This is a genomic window from Leifsonia shinshuensis (genome assembly GCF_013410375.1).
Taxonomy (GTDB): Bacteria; Actinomycetota; Actinomycetes; order Actinomycetales; family Microbacteriaceae; genus Leifsonia; species Leifsonia shinshuensis.
The window spans coordinates 920394-943088 of the sequence record NZ_JACCFL010000001.1 but is presented as its reverse complement, the minus strand read 5'-3'; the positions used below and the strand labels follow the sequence as shown (position 1 = coordinate 943088).

12 protein-coding genes and 1 riboswitch are annotated in these 22695 nt (G+C 71.4%); of the genes, 5 read left to right on the top strand and 7 right to left on the bottom strand.

Features of this window, described 5'->3' with window-relative positions:
• Window positions 1-38 precede the first annotated feature (38 nt).
• The 4 genes from HNR13_RS04535 to HNR13_RS04520 all read right to left on the bottom strand — a co-directional run bounded on the left by HNR13_RS04535 (window position 39) and on the right by HNR13_RS04520 (window position 10041).
• Entirely contained in the window at window positions 39-5105 is a 5067-nt protein-coding gene (locus HNR13_RS04535; protein ID WP_179604654.1) for a beta strand repeat-containing protein, read from the bottom strand.
• 12 nt (window positions 5106-5117) lie between these two features.
• Window positions 5118-7301, bottom strand: a complete 2184-nt coding sequence (locus HNR13_RS04530) for a hypothetical protein (RefSeq protein WP_179604653.1) — start codon at window positions 7299-7301, stop codon at window positions 5118-5120.
• A gap of 326 nt (window positions 7302-7627) precedes the next feature.
• Window positions 7628-9256 (bottom strand): LuxR C-terminal-related transcriptional regulator, encoded by a 1629-nt coding sequence (locus tag HNR13_RS04525; protein WP_179604652.1) that lies wholly within the window; start codon window positions 9254-9256, stop codon window positions 7628-7630.
• A 179-nt stretch (window positions 9257-9435) separates the two neighbouring features.
• Complete coding sequence (locus tag HNR13_RS04520; RefSeq protein ID WP_179604651.1) at window positions 9436-10041, bottom strand: hypothetical protein; 606 nt, start codon at window positions 10039-10041, stop codon at window positions 9436-9438.
• Window positions 10042-10194: 153 nt separating this feature from the next.
• Here HNR13_RS04520 and HNR13_RS04515 point away from each other — a divergent pair, with 153 nt between their 5' ends.
• Entirely contained in the window at window positions 10195-12885 is a 2691-nt protein-coding gene (locus tag HNR13_RS04515) for an Ig-like domain-containing protein (protein ID WP_179604650.1), read from the top strand.
• 61 nt (window positions 12886-12946) lie between these two features.
• On the opposite strand, the gene HNR13_RS04510 is transcribed toward HNR13_RS04515, so the two are convergent.
• Together HNR13_RS04510 and HNR13_RS04505 are read right to left on the bottom strand one after the other, a co-directional pair.
• Window positions 12947-13651: a hypothetical protein gene (locus HNR13_RS04510; protein WP_179604649.1), complete on the bottom strand. Its 705-nt coding sequence runs from the start codon at window positions 13649-13651 to the stop codon at window positions 12947-12949.
• Between the two features lie 118 nt (window positions 13652-13769).
• Window positions 13770-14357, bottom strand: a complete 588-nt coding sequence (locus HNR13_RS04505) for a cadmium resistance transporter (protein ID WP_179604648.1) — start codon at window positions 14355-14357, stop codon at window positions 13770-13772.
• A 147-nt stretch (window positions 14358-14504) separates the two neighbouring features.
• On the opposite strand from HNR13_RS04505, the gene HNR13_RS04500 reads away from it, so the two are divergent.
• Window positions 14505-15872: an LCP family protein gene (locus HNR13_RS04500; RefSeq protein ID WP_343063460.1), complete on the top strand. Its 1368-nt coding sequence runs from the start codon at window positions 14505-14507 to the stop codon at window positions 15870-15872.
• A complete protein-coding gene (locus tag HNR13_RS04495) occupies window positions 15869-17236 on the top strand; it encodes an FtsW/RodA/SpoVE family cell cycle protein (RefSeq protein WP_343063459.1) in 1368 nt (455 codons plus the stop codon). The genes HNR13_RS04500 and HNR13_RS04495 overlap by 4 nt, the downstream gene beginning before the upstream one ends.
• Before the next feature lie 50 nt (window positions 17237-17286).
• Here HNR13_RS04495 and HNR13_RS04490 read toward each other — a convergent pair whose 3' ends face one another.
• Window positions 17287-18522 (bottom strand): LCP family protein, encoded by a 1236-nt coding sequence (locus HNR13_RS04490; protein ID WP_343063458.1) that lies wholly within the window; start codon window positions 18520-18522, stop codon window positions 17287-17289.
• Window positions 18523-18766: 244 nt separating this feature from the next.
• Window positions 18767-18953: riboswitch (M-box (ykoK) riboswitch) on the top strand.
• A 254-nt stretch (window positions 18954-19207) separates the two neighbouring features.
• On the opposite strand from HNR13_RS04490, the gene mgtA reads away from it, so the two are divergent.
• Together mgtA and HNR13_RS04480 are read left to right on the top strand one after the other, a co-directional pair.
• Entirely contained in the window at window positions 19208-21949 is a 2742-nt protein-coding gene (mgtA, locus tag HNR13_RS04485; protein ID WP_179604646.1) for a magnesium-translocating P-type ATPase, read from the top strand.
• 17 nt (window positions 21950-21966) lie between these two features.
• On the top strand, window positions 21967-22686 hold the full coding sequence (locus tag HNR13_RS04480) for an MgtC/SapB family protein (RefSeq protein ID WP_179604645.1): 720 nt from the start codon (window positions 21967-21969) through the stop codon (window positions 22684-22686).
• Window positions 22687-22695: the final 9 nt, after the last annotated feature.

Below are 22695 nucleotides of genomic sequence, written 5' to 3'. Positions count from 1 at the left end.
CCCTGCGTGGGGCGGGCGCGCAGCACGGTTCTCGTCCGTCAGCTGCGGCGCCGACGTCGCAGCCGTGCCCCGAGCACCAGTCCGAATCCGGTCAGCAGGAGCAGAGCGCCCCAGAGGAACGGCGGCAGGAGGTCGCTGCCGGTGCGGGCGAGCGGGGTGGACGCTGCCGGCGGGTCCGTCGGCGGCACCCCCGGCGGGTCGACCGTCACATCCGCGGCGCAGTCCGGGTCGGTGTCTCCGGCCAGGCAGTTCGAGACCTCGCCCGCCGGGTCGGTCGGCGTGGCGACGACATTGTGCAGGACGGTGCCCGGACGGTCGGCGGCGAGGAGTCTCACGCTGTAGGTCACGTGGACGGTCTGGCCGACCGCCAGTGCGCCCGCCCAGGCGAGCGTCGGCGCGGTGTAGGTCGCGCCGCTCGTCGCATCGGCGTTGTAGGTGGCGCCGGTGAGGACGTCGGTCAGGTCGTCCGTGAAGGTCGCGGGCGCGCTGCTCGTGAACGGCACGGCTCCGGTGTTGGTGACGGTGATCGTGTAGGTCACGACTCCGCCGGGAGCGACCGTGGTCGCCGACGACTTCTTGGCGACGTGATACGACCGCACGGGGACCGTGGTCGTGCACGTGGAGTCGGTCGAGCCGGCCGCGCACGGTCCTGTCGGGGTGACGACCGCGTTCCGGAGGACGTGATCGCCGGTGTCCGGAGACTTCACCGTCACCGAGTAGGTGATGGTCGCCGTCCCCCCGACCGGGAGCGCCCCGGCCCAGCTCAGCGTCGGAGCCGCGTACACCGCTCCGCCGGTGGCGTCGTTGTTGTAGGTCGCGTCATCGAGGACCCGGCTGAGGTCGTCCCGGAAGGTCGCCGGCGCCGCAGCGGTGTACGGGACGGCTCCGGTGTTGGTGACCACGATCGTGTAGGTGACGGTCGCGCCCGGCGTGGTGTCGACCGCGGAGGCCGTCTTCACGGTCGAGTACGACTTCACGGGCACGACGACCACGCAGTCCGGATCGGTCGATCCCGACACACAGGGGCCAGTGGGAGTGACGACGGCGTTGGTGAGGAGCTTGTCCCCGGTGTCCGGGCTCTTCACCGTCACCGAGTACGTGACGGTGTGCGTGGCGCCGATCGCGAGGGCGCCGGACCAGGAGAGCACCGGGGCCGAGTAGACGGCCGCGTTCGTCGCGTCGTTGTTGTACGTCGCGTCGTCGAGCACGCTGGTGAGGTCGTCCGTGAAGGAGGCCGGGTTCGCCGCGGTGAACGGGACCTGTCCGGTGTTCGTCACGGTGATGGTGTACGAGACCGTGCCGCCGGGCTCCGTGGTCGTGGTGGACGATGTCTTCACCACCGAGTACGACTGGACGGGCGTCGTGGTGGCGCACCCTCCGGCCGTGGCGCAGCTTCCGCCGTCCGCCGTGGGCGCCACGCTGTTCTTCAGCGAGTGGTCGCCGTGGTCGGGGCTCGCGACCGTCACCGAATAGCTGATGGTCTTCGTGCCGCCGACGGGGAGGGCGCCCGCCCAGCTCAGGGTCGGCGCGGCGTAGGTCGCACCGTTCGTGGCGTCGTTGTTGTAGACGGCGTCATCGAGCACCTTCGTCAGGTCGTCGGTGAAGGTCGCCGGGGCTGCCGCGGTGTAGTCGACCGCGCCGGTGTTGGTCACCGTCACCGTGTAGGTGACGCGGGAGCCCTCGGTCGTGGTGGCCGTGGATGCCGCCTTCGCGACCGTGTACGACTGGACGGGGACCCTCACCGAGCAGTCCGGATCGGTCGAGTCGACCGTGCAGTCGCCGCCGAGACCGGGCGGGGTGACGACGGTGTTGTCGAGCACGTGGTCACCCGCGTCGGGATCCTTCACGGTCACCGTGTACGTGATCGTCCGGGAGGCGCCGACGGGGAGCGCGCCCGACCACGACAGCGTGGGCGCGGAGTAGACGGCCCCGTTCGTCGCGTCGTTGTTGTACGTCGCGTCGTCGAGCACGGCCGTGAGGTCGTCGGTGAAGCTCGCCGGGGCCGATGCCGGGTAGTCGACCTGGCCCGTGTTGGTCACCACGATCGTGTAGGTCACGGTCGCGCCCGGAGTCGTGGTGGACGACGAGGCCGACTTCGTGACGTGGAACGCCTTGGTCGGGATCTGCACCGCGCACGAGGGATCGGTCGATCCCGGCGCGCAGTTGCCGGTCACCCCGGTGACCACGGCGTTGTCGAGGACGTGGTCGCCGGCGTCCGGCGTGTTCACGGTCACCGAGTAGGTCACCGTCACGGTGGCTCCGACGGCCAGCGCACCCGACCAGGAGAGGGTGCTCCCGGTGAGGGTGGCGCCGTTCGTGGCGTCCCCGTTGTACACGGCGTCGTCGAGGACGCGCGTGAGGTCATCGGTGAACACCGCGGGATCGGCGGCCGTGTACGGGACCTGCCCCGTGTTGGTGATCGTGATCGTGTAGGGGACGACCTGGCCCGGGGTCACCGTGGTGGCGGGGCTCGTCTTGACGACCCGGTAGGACTTGACCGGCGTCACGGTCGAGCAGGCGGGGTCCGCGGAACCCGCGTCGCAGTTTCCGACGCCCGGCGGCGTGGACACGGTGTTCTTCAGCACGTGGTCGCCGCGATCCGGGTTCCGCACCGTCACCGAGTAGGTGATCGTCTGCGTGGCCCCGATGGCGAGCGGGCCCGCCCAGCTGAGCGTGGGCGCCGCGTAGGTCGCGCCGTTGGAGGCGTCGTTGTTGTAGACCGCGTCATCCAGCACGCCGGTGAGGTTGTCGGTGATCGTCGCGGGCTTGGCGGCGGTGTAGGCGACCTGCCCGGTGTTGGTGACGACGATCGTGTAGGTCACGGTCGAACCGGGAGTGGTGGAGGCCGTCGACGCGGTCTTCGCGACCGTGTAGCTTCCGACCGCGGTCGTGGTCGAGCAGTCCGCGGCCGTCGTGCAGCTTCCCCCCGAACCGGTCGGGACGACGGCGTTCTTCAGCAGATGGTCGCCTGCGTCCGGGGTGTTGACCGTGACGGAGTACGTGATCGTCCTGGTGGCTCCGATGGCGAGGGCACCCGACCACGAGATGGTCGGGGCGGCGTACGTCGCGCCGTTGTTCGCGTCGCCGTTGTAGGTCGCGTCGTCCAGCACACCGGCGAGGCTGTCGGTGAAGGAGGCGGGGTTCGCCGCCGTGTATCCGACCTGCCCCGTGTTGGTCACCGTCACGGTGTAGACCACGACGCCGCCCGGAGTGGTCGTCGCCGCCGACGCGGTCTTGGCGACCGTGTACGACGCGACCGGGGTGCGCGTCGCGCAGGCGCCCGCGGTGGCGCACGAGCCGCCGTCGCCGGTGGGCGTGACCGCGTTCTTCAGCACGTGGTCGCCGCCGTCGGGCGTCTTCACCGTCACGGAGTAGGTGACGGTCGTGGTGGCTCCGACGGCGAGCGCGCCGGACCAGGACACGGTCGGGGCGGCGTACGTCGCCCCGTTGCTCGCGTCGTTGTTGTACGTGGCGTCATCGAGCACACCCGCGAGGGAATCCGTGAACGACGCCGGGTGCGCCGCCGTGTACGCGGCTGTGCCGGTGTTCGTGACGGTCACCGTGTAGGTCACCGTCTGGCCTTCGGCGGCCTGCGCGACCGAGGCGGACTTCGCCACCGTGAACGACTCCACGTTCGTCGTGACCGTGCACGCGGGATCGGTGTTGCCGGTCACGCAGTTCCCGCCGGACGGGGTGGTGACCACGTTGGTCAGCACCTTGTCGCCGGTGTCGGGGTTGTTGACCTTCACCGAGTAGGTGATCGTGATGGTCTGCCCCGGCATGATCGACGCGGCCGACCACTGCAGGGTCTTCCCGGAGACGGACGCCGTTCCGGCCGACGCCGTGACGTCGCCGTTGTAGGTCGCGTCGTCCAGCACCTTCGACAGGTCGTCCGTCAGCGAGGGGTTCAGCGAGGGCGCGGAGCTGCCCGCCGGTTCCGACACCGTGATCGTGTAGGTCACGGTGCCGCCCGGGGCGACCGCGGTTCCCGGCGCCGGGTTGGCCGTCTTCACCACGCGGTACGGGTCGGGCACGACGATGCCGGCCGGGTCGGTGGCGGTCAGAACCGGTCCGGACGGCGGCGTCACCGACGTGGAGGCGACGTTGACCGTGGTGCCGACGACCGCGGTGCTGGAGCACGTGTTGGACGCCGACGCTCCCGCCGCGAGGCTGGCGACGGTGAAATCGCAGCCGGGGACGAGCGAATCGGTCACCGGGATGTTCGTCAGCGTGCCCGTGCCCTTGTTCGTCACGGTGATCTTGTAGGGAACCGTGTCGCCGGCGGCGTACTGCTGGTAGTCCGCGACGCTGTTCGCGTCATGCCAGTCGCCGGCCTTCGCGGGGTTGCCGCCCTTCACCAGCACGTACTTCTTCAGGTCGAGGGCGTAGCAGTCGCCGATCGCGGTGGTCGCCGACGACAGCATGGGCAGCGCGGTGTGCCCGGCGATCGAGTTCGCCGAGTTCACCAGCAGCTGGCCTGGCTTGTTGTCGGACGCCGCCGGAGCCGTGCAGCTCGAGCCGGCCGGGGTCGTGAACGCGATCCGGATCGTCTGGGAGCCGCCCGGTGCGAGCGCCGGGCCGATCACGCGCACCGCGGTCGGGTGGGCCACGGCCGTGGTCGACCAGCCCACCGTGTTGCCGGTGGTGCTGCCCGGCGTTCCGCCGTTGGAGGCGGCGCGCGGGTCGTTGCTCAGCGAGGCGATCGGCGCGGTCGAGTAGTACACCGTCGAACCGGCCGGTGCGGTCACGCCGGTCACGGAATACGTGCCGTCGATCGTGGTGCCGCGGCCGTCCGCCTTGTTCGGGAGGATGTCGATGGTGTCGGTGTACGGGTTGCTGACCGGGTCCTGCGACCGCACGACGAGGTCCCACGCCGAGGAGTCGCCGTAGAACGAGAGCGTGTTCGCCTCGGCCGACTTGCCGAGGGTCGTGGCGCCGTTGTTCGGGACCGTCACGGTGGCCGTCGCCTGGCGCGCGGCCGCCGGACGGTTGTCGCCCGGGACATCGATCTGAGCGAGGTTCGTCAACGCGGTACCCGGCGCGACCGTCGTCCCGGACGGGATCTGAGCCTGATACGTGATGGGCTGGGGGGTGTTCGCCGGCACGTTCGTGAACGTTTAGGTGAGCACCTGCTGGCCGGAGCCGTTCGTCGACAGCGCGGGCGTCGGCGTACCCGAGCCGGCGACGTAGCTCATGCCCGTCGGCAGCGTGTCCGTGACGGTGAAGGTCTGGTTGGGCGGGCTCTGGACGGCGAGGTCCGCCTCCGCCGTGAGGGAGTAGCTGACCGGGACGCCGGGCTGCGCGGTCGTGCTCGGGGTCGTCTTGGTGATGGCGCCGGTCGGGCCCTGGATCCGCATCGCGTCCCGGATGCCGTTGGTGTTCGGCCCGTAGGTGCTGCCCGGGATGGTGCCGGTCACGTTCGGGTTGGTGCTGATGTTGATGTAGTTGTTGAGGGTCGGGTAGCCCGGGAAGACCGTCGCCGTGTTGTAGGGGGCGTTGAACGCGCCGACCGCCCACGACTCGGATCCGATCGGCGCCGTCGTGGGGACGTATCCCCAGGCCCGCAGGAAGTGGTGGAACTGCTTGTCGACGGCCGGGTTCCAGGTCATCTTCACGGCGGTGACGCCGGCAGGCAGGCTCACGATGCACTTGTCGTCGGAGTAGGCGGGCGAGATCGACGCCGTCTGGGTGGAGCAGCCGGCCGGCAGCGGGATCGATGTCCAGGGGCTTCCGGCGACACCCACCGGCTCACCGCAGGTCTCGGTCTTGGTGTTCAGCGCATCGGTGCGGTACCAGAGGTGCGCGGTGGTCATGTTGGAGTAGGAGGCGCCGTCCGCGGCCAGGAAGTCCGCGTAGCGCGGAGTGAAGTCGGCCGGGTTCTGCACCATGACGCACGAGCCGGCCATGTCCGCGCCGCCCGATCCGCTGTAGGTGGACCAGGTGACGCTGTCGGCCTGGATCCCCAGCGGCTGGTCCGCAAGGGTGTACGGGCCGGGGTTCGTCGAGGACCCCGCAGCCGGCCAGGGGAACGTCTTGTCCTTCGCCGCCCCGGGCGCCGCCCAGAGGTTCGCATCCCAGGGGGAACGGCCCGCGGTCGGGCTGCCCATCCAGATGGTGGAGAACACGCCCGGGGTCACCAGAGTGGTGCCGGACGAGTCGTTCGTGGTGTTGGTCTCGGGCTGGGTGACGCCGTCGCTGAACGTGAAGGGAGTCGGGGTGGCGGTGAACGTCACGCCGGTGGTGGCCGTGATCGGGGTCGTGTAGCTGAAGTGGAGCTGGCCGGCTGCGATGAAGGAGCTCGTCGAGGGGATCGCGTTGCCGAGGCTGTCCGTCGTCGGCACGTGCTGCAGCGAGTAGTCCAGGCCGCTGAGGGTGACGGTGTAGTGCGTGCCGCTGCCGCTGATGGTGCACGCCGGGGCGTTGGTGCGGTTGGAGTAGCTGGTCGCCGAGTACGGGATCCCGGTGGCCTGAGCGGAGTCGTCGACCGGCGAGCAGCCTTCCCACTGGAGTCCCGGGAGCTGTCCGGCGACCGACACCGCGATGTCCACGGTGAAGGAGTAGCTCGACGGCCCCGGGATGCTCCCGGTCGTCATCGCGACACCGTAGTCGACCACGATGGAGGGACGGTTCCCGCCGCTGCGGCTCGGGATCGTGGACTGCTGGTAGTTCTGGTTCGGTGCGCTCAGCACCAGATCCATGCCGTGGCTGCCGGTGATCGGGAGCGGCGTCGTCGCCGTCGGCCCGGCCGGAGCGGCTGCGGAGTCCGAGGTCACCGTGCCCGACACCGAGAGCTTCGAACCGACAGCTCCTGTCGCGCGCACGGGCGCCTGGACGACCGAGGCCGTTCCTTCGGTGATCGTGCCCAGGTTGCAGACCAGGGTGGTGCCGTTGGCGGAGATGGCGGAGGCCGGCGTCACGCCCTTGGTCTGGCACACGGCGGGAATGCCGGCGAACACGCCGTTGGTGGCGACGAGGGTCAGGCGGACATTGTCGACCGGGGCATTCGCCTGCGGGTTGGTGGCATCGTTCGTGTTGACGTGCCATTCGCTCGTCAGCGCGGTGCCGTACGCCGCCGACGCCGGGTTCCCCACCCAGTTCGTCGTGATCTCGTGGACGGCGGTCGTCGCCGCCGTGGCGGCTCCGGCGAGGCCGAAGACGGAGACCGCGCCGACGCCGATCGCGAGCAGCGCGGAGACTACACGAAACCCTCGGGCCGGTCTGTCGCGGTACCAGAACAGCGAACGGATCGTCCGGCCGATCCGTCGGCCCGCGGTCGTGCCCTCAGCGGTGCCACGCGTCACAGCGGTTCCTTTCCCCCAGGTGTCTCCGGACGTCTTCGCGCACGGCCGATTCTCAGCTAAGCGAAAGGGTGCTCATCAGCGCCATCGGACCTGACCGGTTTCACCCCGAGATCACCCCGGGGTTCACCCCGCGCGAGGCGAGCGGGAGTCCGCCGGGCCGATCCACCCTCCGCGGGCCGCGCCCGTCGGCCCGCTTCGGGTGGCGGGCCGGACGGGCCCGGCCGGATCGTCGATGCTGATTCGGGCAGCACGCGACGCGTTCGTTTCTACCAAGCTCCGAAGCCGCGCCGGCCTCCGCTCACCCTGGAATCACCCGGCGGGCCGGGTCAGCCGTCGCGATCCGCCAGCAGGTGCCGGTCGAGGGCGACCGCGATCGCCTCGTCCCTGCTCGACACGCCGAGCTTGCGGTAGATGCTGCGCAACTGCGTCTTGACCGTGTTCACCGAGACCACCAGCTCCGCTGCGATCCCGGTCGGCGAACTGTGCCGCAGGAGCGCCGCGAGCACGACCTGCTCGCGTTCGCTGAGGATCGTGGCCGGGGTCGTCTCGGCGAGGACGGACCGGATGTCGCGTCCCTCGAACACGCCGCCGAACCCCTGTTCGACCAATGCCGCGCGGAGTCGCCCGAAATCGGCAGGCGGGACGAGCGCCAGCGGCATCCGCAGGCCGGTGTGCTCGAGCAGCGAACCGAGATGTTCGACCACTCCCGTCGACCGGACGCTCGAAGGAAGCCGGAGCAGTGCCGCAGCCTCGATCGTCATGGCCTCCGCCACGGCTCGCGGCGGGAGGTCGTCACCGGCGATCTTGCCCAGTTCCCGCAGGGCCGACCCGCTTCGACCCGCGACGAGCTCGACGCGCGCCTGCGCGATGTGACGGTCCGGGCCGGGCGACGCGTCGCGGTGGAGGATGACGCCGGCTGCGTCGCGCGCGCCCAGAGCCAGCTGGAGCAACGCGCGCGTCGCGGAGAGCCGCCCGCGCGCCGCCGCGGACCGGCCCTCACTGCGCGAGCCGGCGACGGCGTCCAGCCGCGAGAGCCCCTCGCCGGGGCGACCGGAGAGCAGCGCGGCCAGGGCCTCGGTCGTGGCGATCGTGATCCAGTGCTCGATCGTGCGCGGGTCGTTGACCATCGCGGAGAGGTGAGCCCGGGCGGCGACCGGGTCGAACTCCTCCAAGGCGGAGATCGCCTCGGCGATGCGATAGAACGTCCCGGTGTACATCGACCGCTGGTCATCGGACCACTCCGGGGAGTGCGCCAGCTCGATGTAGACCCGCGCCTCGTGCAGCTCCCCGCGCAGGGCGCGGATGCCGGCGAGCATCGCGAGGTTGCCGAATCCGTCGGAGGACCGCTTGTCCATGGACTCCGCCAAGCCCGACTCGAAGGCGGCCAGGGCCCCGTTCAGGTCGCCGCCGTAGTACAGGCTGACACCGGCCTGCGAGTAGACCCTCGGCAGCGAGCTGACCGCTTCGAGCTCGGCGGAGCTCATCCCGTCGAGGATCCGGATCGCGGAGTGCGCGGGCTTGACCCCCCTCGCGGGACGGCCGACCAGCCGGTAGACGGCGCTCTCGCTGACGAGGATCAGCGCACGGTCCACCGCGTCGAGAGCCGGCCGGCCGGAGCGCGCGGCGCGCACCGCGGTGGCGAAGTAGCGCAGCGCTCTGGCGCGCTTGTGCGGAACGCCGTTGTAGCAGATGCCCAGCATCATCGTCAGCAGCGGGTGGTCGCGCAGCGCGGCGGCCGGGATCGCGTCCAGCGCGACCCTCAGCTCGTCGCCGTGCGAGCGAAGCAGTTCGAACCAGAATCGGCGAACCAGAGCGTTCGCCGCCGCCAGATCGCCTCGCGAGATGAGCGACGGCAGTGCCGCGACCGCGTCGTCGACCTCGTCCGGAAGCCCCGGCCCGGAACCCCGGTGGACATCGACATCGTCAGCGAGATCGTCGTGCCGATCACTCACCATTGCCTCCGGAAGGGTGCTGGACATCACCGACCGGGCGACGACGTCCCCCGACTCGGCGAGGGCCGCCCCGGATGTGTCGCCCGGATGCGCACGGATCCACGGCGCCAACCGGGGAAGTGCCCGTCGCCGATGATCGATGCGGATGACTCACGCTACCGGATCGGGCGCCGGTCGGCGCATCATCGGCGAGCGCGACCCCTATGGCCCAGCGGGCCGCGGGCCAGCGGGCGCCGGGCCAGCAGCCGATGGATAGCGGCTCCCGCTCCCGCTGCCGCCAGTTGCCCGGCCGCTCGGCCGCCGAAGGTCGCCGCGAGGATGAGCGGGACCCGGTGAGCCGGCGACAGGACGGGATAGGACACGAGGAATAAGACCAGAGCCGAGACGAGCGCGGCGACCGCATACGCCCACCCGGGCGCACGGCGATCGGCCCGGCCCCGAGTGAGGCACCAGAGCACGGAGTCGTACGCGGCTCCCGCCCCGACGAACAGCACGACGATGAGGATGCCGATCGGGCTGAACGGCGCGGCGAGCACGGCGGCTACGACCCCGACCGTCGTCGCCGCCCACGTGTAGTCGAGGACACGACGCGCCAGGAACGGCACGACACTGTAGGCGCCAGCGATCAGCGCGTACAGCGGAGGGGAGAACGCGGCCGTCGCCGCGCTGAACGGCGAGAACGCCACGACGACGAGGGCGCCGACCGCGCCTGCGGCCACGGTGCCCAGCGCGAGTTGGAGCAGGGACCGTGGACGTGCCGTGGTTCGAGCGCCCTGATACGCGGTCATCCGATAGCTCCTTGGTCGATAGCCGGCTTGATCGAGAGGTGGGGAGTCCACATCATGCCACGCCGGGGAAGACGGCCGGTGCCGGCCCGGAGGAATCGACCATTTCCATCCCGCCGCCGCAGCACTATCCTGTTCGACGGCGGAAGGTTCGCCATGCCCGATGACACCGCTTCCCATCGAACCGTTCCGGACCCGACCAGTCCCCCACGACGACCCGGATCGCGACGAGCGCGCCGACGCGCGATCGCCGGCACGGTCGCGCTCGGCCTCGTCTCGCTCGGCGTCTCGCTGCCCGCGCACGCGGCGACCGTGACGCTGCCGGACATGACCATCAACGTGCCCACCTCGCTCATCTCCATCGGCATCGACCCGGCCACGCAGCACCGGATGCTGCGGTACACCCACATCACCGAGGACAGCGGGACCGGGCCGTTCGAGCTCGATCCGTCCTACGACGCGACGACCGGGATCGCGAGCTGGGTCCAGCGGATCTACAACAGCCCGTCGCCGGGGACCTGGACCACCGACCACACCGTTCCCCTGGCCGTGAACGGCGTCCGGGTCGCGCCGGACGATTTCCGGTTCCCGCTCACCTCGTTCACCCTGAACCACGTCCTCGCGAACGGGACGATCGGCGCCGTCGCCGCGACGAGCCCCAAGACCGACTACTGCATGACCGGTGACACCCGGGTCGGGGACGTCCCGAACACGCCGGCCGTGTCCTCGCCGTCGACCAGTAATTGCGGCGACCCGACCCTGCCGCTCGGCTGGAGCGTCGGCTGGGGCGACCAGTACGACCAGACCGACTCGGGGCAGCCCATCGACCTGACCGGGGTGCCGGACGGGTCCTACGCGCTCGTCGCGACAGTCGACCCGCAGCACGTGCTGACCGAGAGCAACGCGACGAACAACGTGACCGTGACCAAGCTGACCATCGCCGGCGCCAGCATCACCGTGGGCGCGCAGACGCGGCCGGCGACCGTGCCGCCGAGCGTGCGGGTGACCTCCCCGGCGGCCGGCTCCTCCGTCAGCGGGACGGTGCCGCTCACGGTCACCGCGACCGCGAACGCGCCGGCGTCGGTGGCCTCGGTGCAGTACCTGCTCGACGGCTCGCCGCTCGGGCCCGCACTGACCGCCGCGCCGTTCGGCTTCTCGTGGACGGTCGGCAGCACGCCGCCGGGGCCGCATCGGCTGAGCGCGCGCGTCACGGACACGACCGGCCTGATGGACACCGCCCCGGTCGACGCGATCACGGTCGCGCCGCCGCCGCTCCCCAGCGGGCTGGCGGTGGACCAGACGGTGACCGCGCAAGGCCACGGCTCGGTGACGGCGGCCGGGATCTCGCCGCGCGCGGCCGGGGAGGTCTTCGTCGCCCTCGTGGGTTCCGACGGACCGCCCACCGCGGGCGCGCAGACGTCCACCGTGAGCGGCGGCGGGCTGACCTGGCGGCGCCTGACGCGCGCCGACACGCAGTTCGGCGACAGCGAGATCTGGACGGCCACCGCATCGGGAACGCCGGCGGCGGTCAGCGTGACCGCCGTGCCCGGCGTCGCGGGCTACGACCAGCAGCTCACAGTGCTCACCTACGCGGGCGCCGCCGGTGCGGGAGCCGCGGCTTCCGCCTCCGCCGGGAGCGGCGCGCCGAGCGTGCCGCTCGTCACCACGGCCGCCGGCTCCCTCGCCGTCGGGGTCGGCAACGACTGGGACGCCGCGACCGCGCGGACCCCGGTCGCCGGACAGCTCGTGACGTCGCAGTGGCTGGACCCCGGCACCGGCGACACCTTCTGGACACAGGGGACGACGGCGGCCGGCGGCGCCGCCGGGTCGCACATCACCATCGCCGACACCGCACCCACGGCGGACCGGTGGAACCTCGCCGCGGCGGAGGTCGTCGCGGGGGCGCCGGCGCCTCCCGACACCGTGCCGCCCACCGTCGCCATCCTGAACCCGGCGCCAGGGCAGACCGTCTCCGGCACGGTCCCGGTCGCGGCCACCGCGAGCGACAACGTCGCCGTCGCGTCGGTCCAGTTCCTCCTCGACGGGGCCCCGCTGGGCGCGCCCGTCACGGCGCCGCCCTACTCGGTCCAGTGGGACACCACCACCGCCGCCGCGGGAGCGCACACGCTCGGGGCCGTCGCGACCGACACGAGCGGCAACCACGGGACGGCCGCGCCGATCCCGGTCACCGTGCAGAACCCGGCGCCGCCGATGACCTGCTTCGTCCTGCAGGCGCAGAAGACGGTGCACGGCACCGGGACGGTCTCGGCGCCGAGCCTGACCACCGCCCTCCCCGGGGAGTTCCTGGTCGCGTTCGTCGCGTCGGACGGTCCGGCGTCGGCCGGCTCCCAGCAGGTCACGGTCGCCGGAGGCGGCCTGACCTGGACGCTCGCCGCGCGAGCCAACGGCCAGGCCGGCGACGCCGAGATCTGGACGGCTCCGGCCGCGGCGCTCCTGAGCGGCGCGACCATCACCTCCACCCCGCTCGCCCAGGGCTACGACCAGTCGCTCACGGTCATCGCGACGGAGGGCGTGGCCGGCGCCGGCGCGACCGCGACCGCCTCAGCGGTCACGGGCGCGCCGTCGGTGAAGGTCACCACCGTGGCCGCGACCTCACTCGTCTTCGCCGTCGGCGCGGACTGGGACAACGCGATCGCCCGCACGCTGCCCACCGGGCTCGTGCCGCTCGACCAGTGGGTGGACACCGGCAGCGGCGACACGATGTGGTCCGAGTACACCAACCAGGCGACGGGCGCCGCGGGCAGCGTCGTCACGATCGGTGCGACCGCCCCGACCACGGACCGGTGGGACGTCGCGGCGGTGGAGCTCCGCAACTCCGGCGGCTGACCCTCAGCCGCGCAGTCCCGACGGGATGACCATCAGCACGGGTGTCGGCGCGACGAGCCCGTCAATAGCCCGCGGGCCACGAGAATGCCGCGGGCGGGGAGACCGTGGTCCCCGTCTTCGCCACCACGATGTCGATGTCCTCGTGCGAGGCGAGCGCGATCGTGCGGGGGTCTCCGGTGTAGGTCTTCCCGTCGACGAAGACGGTCACGGTCTGCCCGTCGACGCCGTTCCGGTAGGTCCCGACCTGACCTGTCCCGAGCTTCTGGCCCCACTCGTCGAACACCTGACCCAGCGTGAACGTCCGCACCTCCGGGGACTCGACGTGGATGATGCCGGACTCGTCGTGCGTGTGGATCGGCGAGATCCGCTGCTGCGCCTCGTCGATGCCGATGCCGGCGGGGACGGCGACGGGCCGGCCGTCCACGGTCACGGTGAGGTGCTGATGGATGTGCAGCGCGGTCCCCTCCGCGGTCAGCATCTGGAGGCCGGCGGTGCGCACGGCGGCCTCCACGTCGGCCGGGGCTGCCCAGTCCGCCGCGGCGGAGGAGGTCGCGGAGGGGGTCGCGCCCGAGCCTGCGACCGTCGCTGACGACGCGCCGTTCAGGACGACCGCGGTGACGATGCCCGCCACGGCCAGCGCGGCGACGGCGACGCCGCCTCCGATCAGCAGCCGGCGGCGACGGGCCCTCCGCTGCTCCTGCCTGCGGAGTTCGGCGGCGCGCTGCTGCGCTTCGAGCCGGCGGTCGCGCTTGGGGGTGTCGTTCACGCTCTCAGTCAACAAGCCGCCGCTGTGCGCCCGCCCCGGACTCGATGCGAATCGTGTCCGGATCCTCAGGATCCTGGGGATCCTGGGGATCCTGGGGATCCGGGCCAGCCGCGGCCCCTCAGCCGAGCAGTCCCGACCGCACGATGACCAGCACGCCGAGGACGCAGAACACGGCGGGCACCAGCCAGGCCTCCACCCGCTCGACGGCGCGCAGCACCCGGGGGTGGCCGGCGACCAGCCGGGCGGCGACGATCCACACGCCGATCAGCACGACGAACACGACCACCGTGACCACAGTCTCCGCGGCGGCCTGCACCCGGAACACCGGCGTGTAGACCGCGAGGTTGTCGCCGCCGTTGGCCAGGGTGATCCCGACGACGCCCCCGAGGCCGCCCGGGTTGAGCGAGGAGCGGATCTCCCGCGGGAGGCCGCGCGCGCGGGCGTAGCGGATGAGCCCGCGCACGCCGAGGGCGAGCGGGATCAGGCCGAGCAGCCCCACGTACCGGGCGGGCAGGAGGGTCAGGCCGAGGCCGGCGATGAGGCTCACCACGATGAGCGCGAGCACGCCGGCGTACTGGCCGACGACGACCTTCCAGGCGCGGATGGCGCCGCGCTGCGCGGCGAGGAAGAACAGCGTCAGGACGACGAAGTCGTCGATGTTGGTCGCGGCGAAGAGCCCGATGGCGGTCGCGACAGTGGAGAGCATGGGGGCGCCACCGGTCCTCTCCGTCACCGGCCGGGCGGCCGAATCCTGACAGGACTCTAACAACCGGCCTCCCGGGAATCGGCGCCCGACCAGGTGACAATGGCAGCGTCGGCTGTCTCTCCCGGCCGGCCGGAGGAGTGATCTCGAGTGAAGCCGCCCGTACTGCCCGCACCACGCAGGCCGGACGCGCCCGACACCGGCGCCGCCCGCGCCGGCGCGACCGCCGCGGCTGCCCCCGCCGCAGCCGCGAGGCGGCCGGCGAGACGCCGCCATCCGCGCAGCGTCTACGTGCGACGGCGGATCGTCGTCGGCACCCTCGCCCTCGGCGTCCTGCTCGTCGTGGCGATCGTCGCCTTCGCCGTCTTCTCGTTCGCCGACCTGATGACCGGACTGCACCGCTCCGACCTCGCCTCGGCCGCGGGCGGCGACCAGAACATCCTGGTGATGGGGCTGGACAGCCGGCTGGACGAGAACGGCGACGCCCTCCCCGCCGCCACGTACAACGCCCTGCACGCCGGCAGCCAGGACGACGGCGGCTACAACGCCAACGTGCTCATGCTCATCCACATCCCCGCCGACGGCGGCAAGGCGGTCGGCATCTCGATCCCGCGCGACGACTACGTGCCGCTGTCCGGCAAGCCCGACGGCGTCTCCCAGTCGAAGATCAAGGAGGCCTACGGGCTGGAGCTCGACCAGAAGCTCACCGAGCTGATGAAGGCAGGGAAGCTCAGCCGCGCCGACGCGTACCAGGAGGCACGCGCGGCCGCCAGGCGGACCGAGATCGCCACGGTCTCGGCGTTCCTCGGCGGCGTGCCGATCAACCACTTCATCGAGGTCACGATGGCCGCGTTCTACCAGGTCGCCCAAGCCGTCCAGCCGGTGACCGTGTGCATCGCGGAGGACACCAAGGACCCGTACTCCGGAGCGGACTTCACGGCGGGGGTGCAGCAGCTCTCGGCGTCGCAGGCGGTGAGCTTCGTGCGGCAGCGCCGCGACGAGAGCAACCCCTCCCTGAACTTCACCGACCTCGACCGCGAGCGCCGCCAGCAGGCGTTCATCGTGTCGCTGGCCACGAAGCTGAAGAAGGCGGACACGTTCGCGAACCCGGCGACGCTGGAGTCCCTGATCTCGGCGGCCAAGCAGAACATCGCCCTCGACTCCGGCCTGAACCTGCTCGACTTCGCCTCGGACGCCTCCCACTTCGCCGGAGGGAACATCACCTTCGACACACTCCCGATCGCGGGCTACGGCGTCCGCGACGGCCAGGACGTCAACCTCGTCGACACCAAGCAGATCCACGCCACCGTGCGACAGCTGCTGAACCCGGCGACCGCGAGCCCGGCCCCGGCGGCACCGGCGAAGTCGTCAACGTCGAAGGGGTCGGGGTCGTCCGGATCCGGGGCCGCGCAGTCGTCCGGGTCTGCGCCCGCGGCCCCGGCGCCGGCGGCTCCGAACGGCACGTACACGGATCCCACCGCGCCCCTGCCCTCGGGCGGCGTGCCGTGCGTGAAGTGACCGCACTCCGCTCCCCCGGCGCCCGCACAGCGACGCGCCTCCGCAACGTCGAGCTCCTGCTCCTGCTGACGGCGGGTGCGGTCTCGCTCGCCGCCGTCGCGCTGGTCCAGCTCGGCGCGCTGGGCAGGATCGAGGCCGGCTTCCTTCAGCTCAGCGCGATCCCGCTCGTGCTGGCGTTCGCGATGCACCTCACGATGCGGTTCGTGACGCCCACGGCCGACCCGTTCTTCCTGCCGATCATGACGGCGCTCAGCGGGCTGGGCATCGCCGAGATCTACCGGATCGACCTCCACTACGGGTACAGCGGGTGGGGAAGCACCAGCGTGCGCCAGATCGTCTGGTGCGCGATCGCGATCGTGTGCGCGATCCTCACGCTCGTCGTCATCCGGAACGTGCAGGTCCTCAACCGGTACACGTACACCGTCGGCCTGGTCGCCTTCGCCCTGCTGCTGCTGCCGCTGCTGCCGGGGATCGGCAAGACGGTGTCGGGCGCGCGGGCCTGGATCGGCATCGGCGCGTTCAGCTTCCAGCCGGGCGAGCTCGCGAAGATCGCGCTGGCCGCCTTCTTCGCCGGGTACCTCATGCGGCACAGGGACGCGCTCTCGCTGCTCGGCCACCGCTTCCTCGGCATGCGCTTCCCGCGGGTGCGGCACCTCGGGCCGGTCGTGCTGGTGTGGCTGCTCTCGATCCTGGTCGTCATCCTCCAGCACGACCTCGGGCCCGGGCTGCTGTACTTCGGGATCTTCCTCATCGTCATCTACGTCGCCACCGGCCGGATCGGCTGGCTGGCGATCGGCGGGGTCCTGATCGTCCTCGGCGGCGCGGCGGCCAACGCCGCCCTGACCTACGTGCACCTCCGCTTCGCCAACTGGCTGACGCCCTTCGACCAGCACGTCTACGACGCGGACGGCGGCAGCTTCCAGCTGGTCCAGGGCCTGTTCGGCATCGCCCACGGCGGCGTCATCGGCACCGGGCTCGGCCAAGGCCAGCCCTGGGTGACGCCGGTCTCGCAGAGCGACTACATCTTCGCCAGCCTCGGCGAAGAGCTCGGCCTCGCGGGCCTGTTCGCGATCATCTGCCTCTACCTGCTCTTCACCTTCCGCGGCCTGCGGATCGGGTTCGACAGCGCCGACGACTTCGGCGCGCTGCTCGCCGTCGGGCTGTCGTTCGGGGTCGCCCTGCAGGCGTTCATCATCATCGGCGGCGTGACGCGGGTCATCCCGCTCACCGGCCTGACCACGCCGTTCCTCGCGGCGGGAGGCTCCTCGCTCATCGCGAACTGGATCATCGGCGCCCTGCTGCTGCGGCTCTCCAGCGTGTGCCGGCTGCCGCAGCGGCTGCAGGGGGTCGGCGCCGCCTCCTGAGCTCAGTTCCCCGCGGTGTCGGTTCCCGCGGTGTCAGTTCCCCGGCGGTGTCAGTTCCCCTTGGTGCAGGTCTGCTGCGCGGCGGTCTGGCCGGTGACCGAGGAGGGCAGCGCGACCGACGTCGGGGTGGGGACGGGCGTCGGCGCGGTCGCCCCGGCGGACGGGGTCGGCGCGGGAGCGGCAGGCGCTGCCGGAGTGGCCGGCGTGGCAGGGGCGGCGGGCGCGCCTGCGGAAGGTGTCGGCGTCCCCGTCGCCGCGACGGTCCCCGACCCGAGCGTCCCGGTGAGCGTGACCGGAGTGTCGTTCTGGAGCGCTGTCTTCAGGATGCTCGCCGCGTACGTCGCCGGCACGACCCGGTTCGGGTCGGCCGGATCGGCTCCGGCCGGGTACTGCAGGAAGACGATGTTCGACAGGCTGACCGTCTTCAGGGTCAGCGCGATCGACACCAGGGTGGTCGGCTGGGTCAGCGTGTCCGAGAGCTCCATGTTCGTCACGGCGGCGTGCGCGAGCTGGTAGAGCGTGATCGGATTGCTGAGCACGCCCGCGCTCGTCATCTTGCGCAGCAGCGCGGACAGGAACAGCTGCTGGTTGCTGATCCGCCCCAGGTCGCTGCCGTCGCCGATCCCGTGCCGGCTGCGGACGAATGCGAGCGCCTGCGCGCCGACGAGCGTCTGCGTCCCGGCCGGGAGGTCCAGGCCGACGTACGGGTCGGTGAGCGGGGTGGCGAGGCAGACGGTGACCCCGCCGACCGCGTTGGACATCGCGATCACGCCGTCGAAGCTGATCAGCGCCGCGTCGCTGATCGTCAGGCCGGTCAGCTTCTCCGCCGTGAGGACGATGCAGGACAGCCCGCCGCGCGACAGGGTCGTGTTGAACATCGCGTCGTCGGTGGCCGGGACCGTGCCGCCGTTCGGTCCCGGGCACTCCGGGATCGGCACCATCAGGTCGCGCGGGATCGAGATCACCGTGGCGTGCTGGTGGTCGCCTGAGACGTGCAGCACCATCGTCACGTCGTTGCTGCCCGCCCCCGAGCTTCCCGCGAGCTCGTCCTTCGTGGCGAACTGGCCGCCCTGACCGGTGCGGGTGTCCGTGCCGGCGAGGAGGATGTTCACCGCCCCGCTCTCGGCGCCGACGCTCGCGATGTTCTGCGCGGTCAGCGACTTGCCCTTGGCGGTGACCAGGTGGATGCCCGGCTTGATCGAGCGGACCGTGTCGAGCACCGCGTACGCGGCCACGCTCGCCGTGCTCACCACGGCGACGGTCACCACGGCGACGAGGAACCGCACGACGAAGGTCCGCGGCCGGCGCACGGGCAGGCGGCCATGGCGGATCGCAACGCCGTGCGACCGTCGCGGCCGGCGCAGCGGCGCCTCTTGACCGCCCGGACCCGAAGGGTGATTCACAAGGTGAAGGTATCGGATGGACCCCGGGTCGTGAGGGTGGAAACCGTGAGAATCCTCATGTGATCCGGGCGGCGCACCCCCGGCGGCGGGTTTGACGGTGGCTGCGCGAGCCGCTACGGTGTGACCCGCAGCACTTCGTTAGGCGAAGCTCCTGCACGAACACAGGCCACTGATCTGACGACGTCGAGAGACGCCCAAGATCAGGACAGGTCACCCCGGCTTAAGGGGCGATCCCAAGTGGCTTCCCACCCCTGATCCGATCAGGTCGGCGGGACACGTCGTGCAGTGCCGAAGCTCTTACGTGGGAGTAGCTCCAAGAAGCGACCAGGCTTCCTGCCCCCACGTCTGCGTGTGCCGCGGACCGGTGAGGAGGTGACCCGAGATGGACGGCGACAGTCGATTGTCCTTCCCCCGCGGGTCCGCGGATCACCGGTCGCTTCCGGCGACGCGCTGACGAGCCCTCACCCGCGGGTATCCACTCTTCCGCGCTGCGCGCGCCCTGCACGGTCTCCCGGGTATCCGGCGATCCGTGCCCCGGCGCGCGCGAAACCCCGCCAGGAGGCCCGCCATGCGCACGTTCTTCCGCACCGATCTCGACCTGACCATCCCCACCGGCGACGACGTCCGCGCCGCACCCGCCGCACGCCGCGGCGGCAAGCGCCGCGGTGAGGAGGCGAGGACCGCCCGCCTCGCCGGCGAGCAGCAGGAGCTGCTGCTCGACGCGGCCATCCTGCCGCCCGAGGCCACCCTGAAGTCGCTCTCGACGACCGTCGCCGGCCTCTCCGACGACGAGGTGCGCAGCCGCCGCGCGCGGTTCGGGGACAACGCCGTCGACCACGACAAGCCCGCGCCGGCCATCGTCCAGTTCGGGAAGGCGTTCCTCAACCCGTTCATCCTCATCCTGATCTTCCTCGTGGTCGTGATGGTGTTCACCGACATCGTCTTCGCCGACCCCGCCGACGGCCCCGACTACACCGGGACGGTGACCGTGAGCGTGATGGTCCTCGTCAGCGTCACGCTCCGGTTCTGGCAGGAGTACCGGTCGTCCCGCGCAGCCGAAGCACTGAAGGCGATGGTGCGCACGACCGCGGCGGTCACCCGCACCCTGCACGGCACCCCGGTCACCCGGGAGCTGCCCATCGACCAGGTGGTGCGCGGCGATGTCGTCCAGCTCGCCGCCGGCGACATGATCCCGGCCGACGCGCGGATCGTCCGCGCCAAGGACCTGCAGATCAACCAGTCCATGCTGACCGGGGAGGCGCTCCCCGCCGAGAAGACGGCCGACGGCGACCTCGCCACCACCGCCGTCACGCTGCTCGACGCCCCCAACCTGGCGTTCATGGGCACCTCGGTGGTGTCCGGCTCCGGCACGGCCGTCGTCCTCGGCACCGGACGGGACACCTACTTCGGCAGCATGTCGTCGGCGATCGTCGGCGCCCGGCCGGAGACCGCGTTCGACCTCGGCATCAAGCGCGTCACGTTCACGCTCATCCGGTTCATGGTCGTCATGGTCCCCGTGGTGTTCGTCATCAACGGGCTCACGAAGGACTGGACCAGCGCATTCCTCTTCGGCGTCACCACCGCCGTCGGACTCACCCCGGAGATGCTCCCGCTGATCGTGACCGCGACGCTCGCGAAGGGCGCGCAGTACATGGCGAAGCGGAAGGTCATCGTCAAGCGGCTCAACTCCATCCAGAACCTCGGTGCGATGGACGTGCTCGCGACCGACAAGACCGGGACGCTCACCGAGGACCGGATCGTGCTGGAGCGCCACCTCGACACCGAGGGCCGGGCGAGCGGGACGACGCTCCGCTTCGCGACCGCGAACGCCTCGTTCCAGACCGGCCTGCGCAACCTGCTCGACGAGGCGATCATCGCCGCCGCGGGTCCGGACCGGCTCGACCGGGTGCGCCGGGAGTTCCGCGCGGTCGACGAGATGCCGTTCGACTTCGAGCGCCGCCGGATGTCGGTGGTCCTCGAGAGCGACGACACGCGCGTCATCGTCACGAAGGGCGCCGTCGAGGAGGTGCTCGGCGTCTGCGTCGCCGAGCAGACGGCCGGCGGGAGCGCGCCGCTGACGCCCGGCCGGCTGGCCGAGCTCGACCAGCTCGTCGCCGCGGAGAACGAGGCGGGCATGCGCGTGCTCGCCGTCGCGATCCGCGAGGTCGACGCGGACGGCGGGGACGAGTACGACCGCTCGGACGAGACGGGGATGACGCTGCTCGGCTTCCTCTCCTTCCTCGACCCGCCGAAGGCGTCCGCGGCCGCGGCGATCGCGAGCCTGCAGGGGCACGGCATCGCGGTCAAGGTGATCACCGGGGACAACCCGCTGGTCGCGGCGGCGGTCTGCACCCAGGTGGGGATCGACCCCGGCACGATCGTGCTGGGGCCGGAGACCGAGGAGCTCGGCCTCGCCGAACTGGGCGAGCTGGCCGCCGGGACGACGGTGTTCGCCAAGGTGAACCCGGCGCAGAAGGCCCGGATCGTGGAGGCGATGCGCGCGGCGGGCAGCACGGTCGGCTACCTCGGCGACGGCATCAACGACGCCGCGGCCCTGCGCACGGCCGACGTCGGCATCTCCGTCGACACCGCGGTGGACATCGCGAAGGAGTCGGCCGACATCATCCTGCTGGAGAAGGACCTCACGGTCCTGGAGGGCGGCGTGATCGAGGGCCGCCGCACCTTCGTCAACGCCATGAAGTACATCAAGATGACGGCGTCCTCCAACTTCGGGAACATGTTCTCGGTGCTGGTGGCGAGCGCGGTGCTCCCGTTCATCCCGATGATCCCCGTCGTCGTGCTGGTGCAGAACCTCGCCTACGACCTCTCGATGCTGACCCTCCCGTGGGACCGCGTCGACAAGGAGGACCTGGCGTCGCCGCGCAAGTGGGAGTCGACGGGCCTCGGCAGCTTCATGATGCGGATCGGCCCGATCTCCTCCGTCTTCGACATCACCACGTTCGCGCTCATGTGGTTCGTCTTCCAGGCGAACGGCCCCGAGCACGCGGCGCTGTTCCAGTCCGGCTGGTTCGTGGAGTCGATCATCTCCCAGACGCTGATCGTGCACCTGCTGCGGACCAAGCGGCTGCCCTTCGTCCGCTCCCGTGCCAGCATCGGCGTGCTGCTCGCGACCGGCGCGGTCTGCGCACTCGGACTGGTCCTGCCCTTCACGGGATGGGGCGCCGGGCTCGGGCTCGTCCCGCTTCCCTGGAGCTACTTCCCGTGGCTGATCGCGACGCTCGTCGCATACTGCGGACTCACCCAGCTCGCGAAGGTCCTGTTCATCCGGCGCTTCGGCACCTGGATCTGATCCGGAAGGAGTGTCCCATGACCCTCACCATGACCTACGACATCGCCCTGCGCGTGCTCGTCGCCGTCGGCTGCGGGACGCTCATCGGGTTCGAGCGCCAGTGGCGGGCGCGCACCGCCGGCGTCCGGACGAACGCCCTGGTCAGCCTGGGCGCCGCCCTGTTCGTCGTGATGGGCGCCTACAGCTTCCACGGCCCCGGCGCCGACCCGACCCGGGTGGCGGCGCAGATCGTCTCCGGCATCGGCTTCCTCGGCGCCGGCGTGATCATGAAGCAGGGCGCGTCGATCTCGGGACTGAACACGGCCGCCACGCTGTGGGCGTCCGCCGCGGTCGGCGCGCTCGCCGGCGGCGGCCTGCTGGCGGTCGCGTTCGGCGGCACGGTGGTCGTGATGCTCGCGAACACCCTGCTCCGGCCGCTGGGCCGTCTGCTGGACCGCCACGGCGACGGCCCGGCCGCGGAGACGCAGGAGGTCGACTACCGATTCGAGGTGCGCTGCACGGCCGCGTCGGAGCCCGAGGTGCGCGCCCTCGTCTTCGACGCGATCCGCCGTCCGCGGTTCTCGGTGCGGTCGCTCACCGCGACGGACCTCCCCGAGGGCGGAGTCATGATCGAGGCGGTCGTGCACAGTGCGGAGCGGGACGACACCGAGGTGGAGGACGCGCTGGAGGCGATCGTCCGCGCCGAGCCGGTCACGGCGGTGCGGTGGTCGGCCGCTCAGCTGGCGGTGCTGGACTAGGCGGCGAGC

Coding starts and splice junctions, on each gene's coding strand:
- HNR13_RS04520 (WP_179604651.1), bottom strand. CDS start 10,041: ATGACCGCGTATCAGGGCGCTCGAACCACGGCACGTCCACGGTCCCTG.
- HNR13_RS04505 (WP_179604648.1), bottom strand. CDS start 14,357: ATGCTCTCCACTGTCGCGACCGCCATCGGGCTCTTCGCCGCGACCAAC.
- HNR13_RS04480 (WP_179604645.1), top strand. CDS start 21,967: ATGACCCTCACCATGACCTACGACATCGCCCTGCGCGTGCTCGTCGCC.
- mgtA (WP_179604646.1), top strand. CDS start 19,208: ATGCGCACGTTCTTCCGCACCGATCTCGACCTGACCATCCCCACCGGC.
- HNR13_RS04525 (WP_179604652.1), bottom strand. CDS start 9,256: ATGGTGAGTGATCGGCACGACGATCTCGCTGACGATGTCGATGTCCAC.
- HNR13_RS04515 (WP_179604650.1), top strand. CDS start 10,195: ATGCCCGATGACACCGCTTCCCATCGAACCGTTCCGGACCCGACCAGT.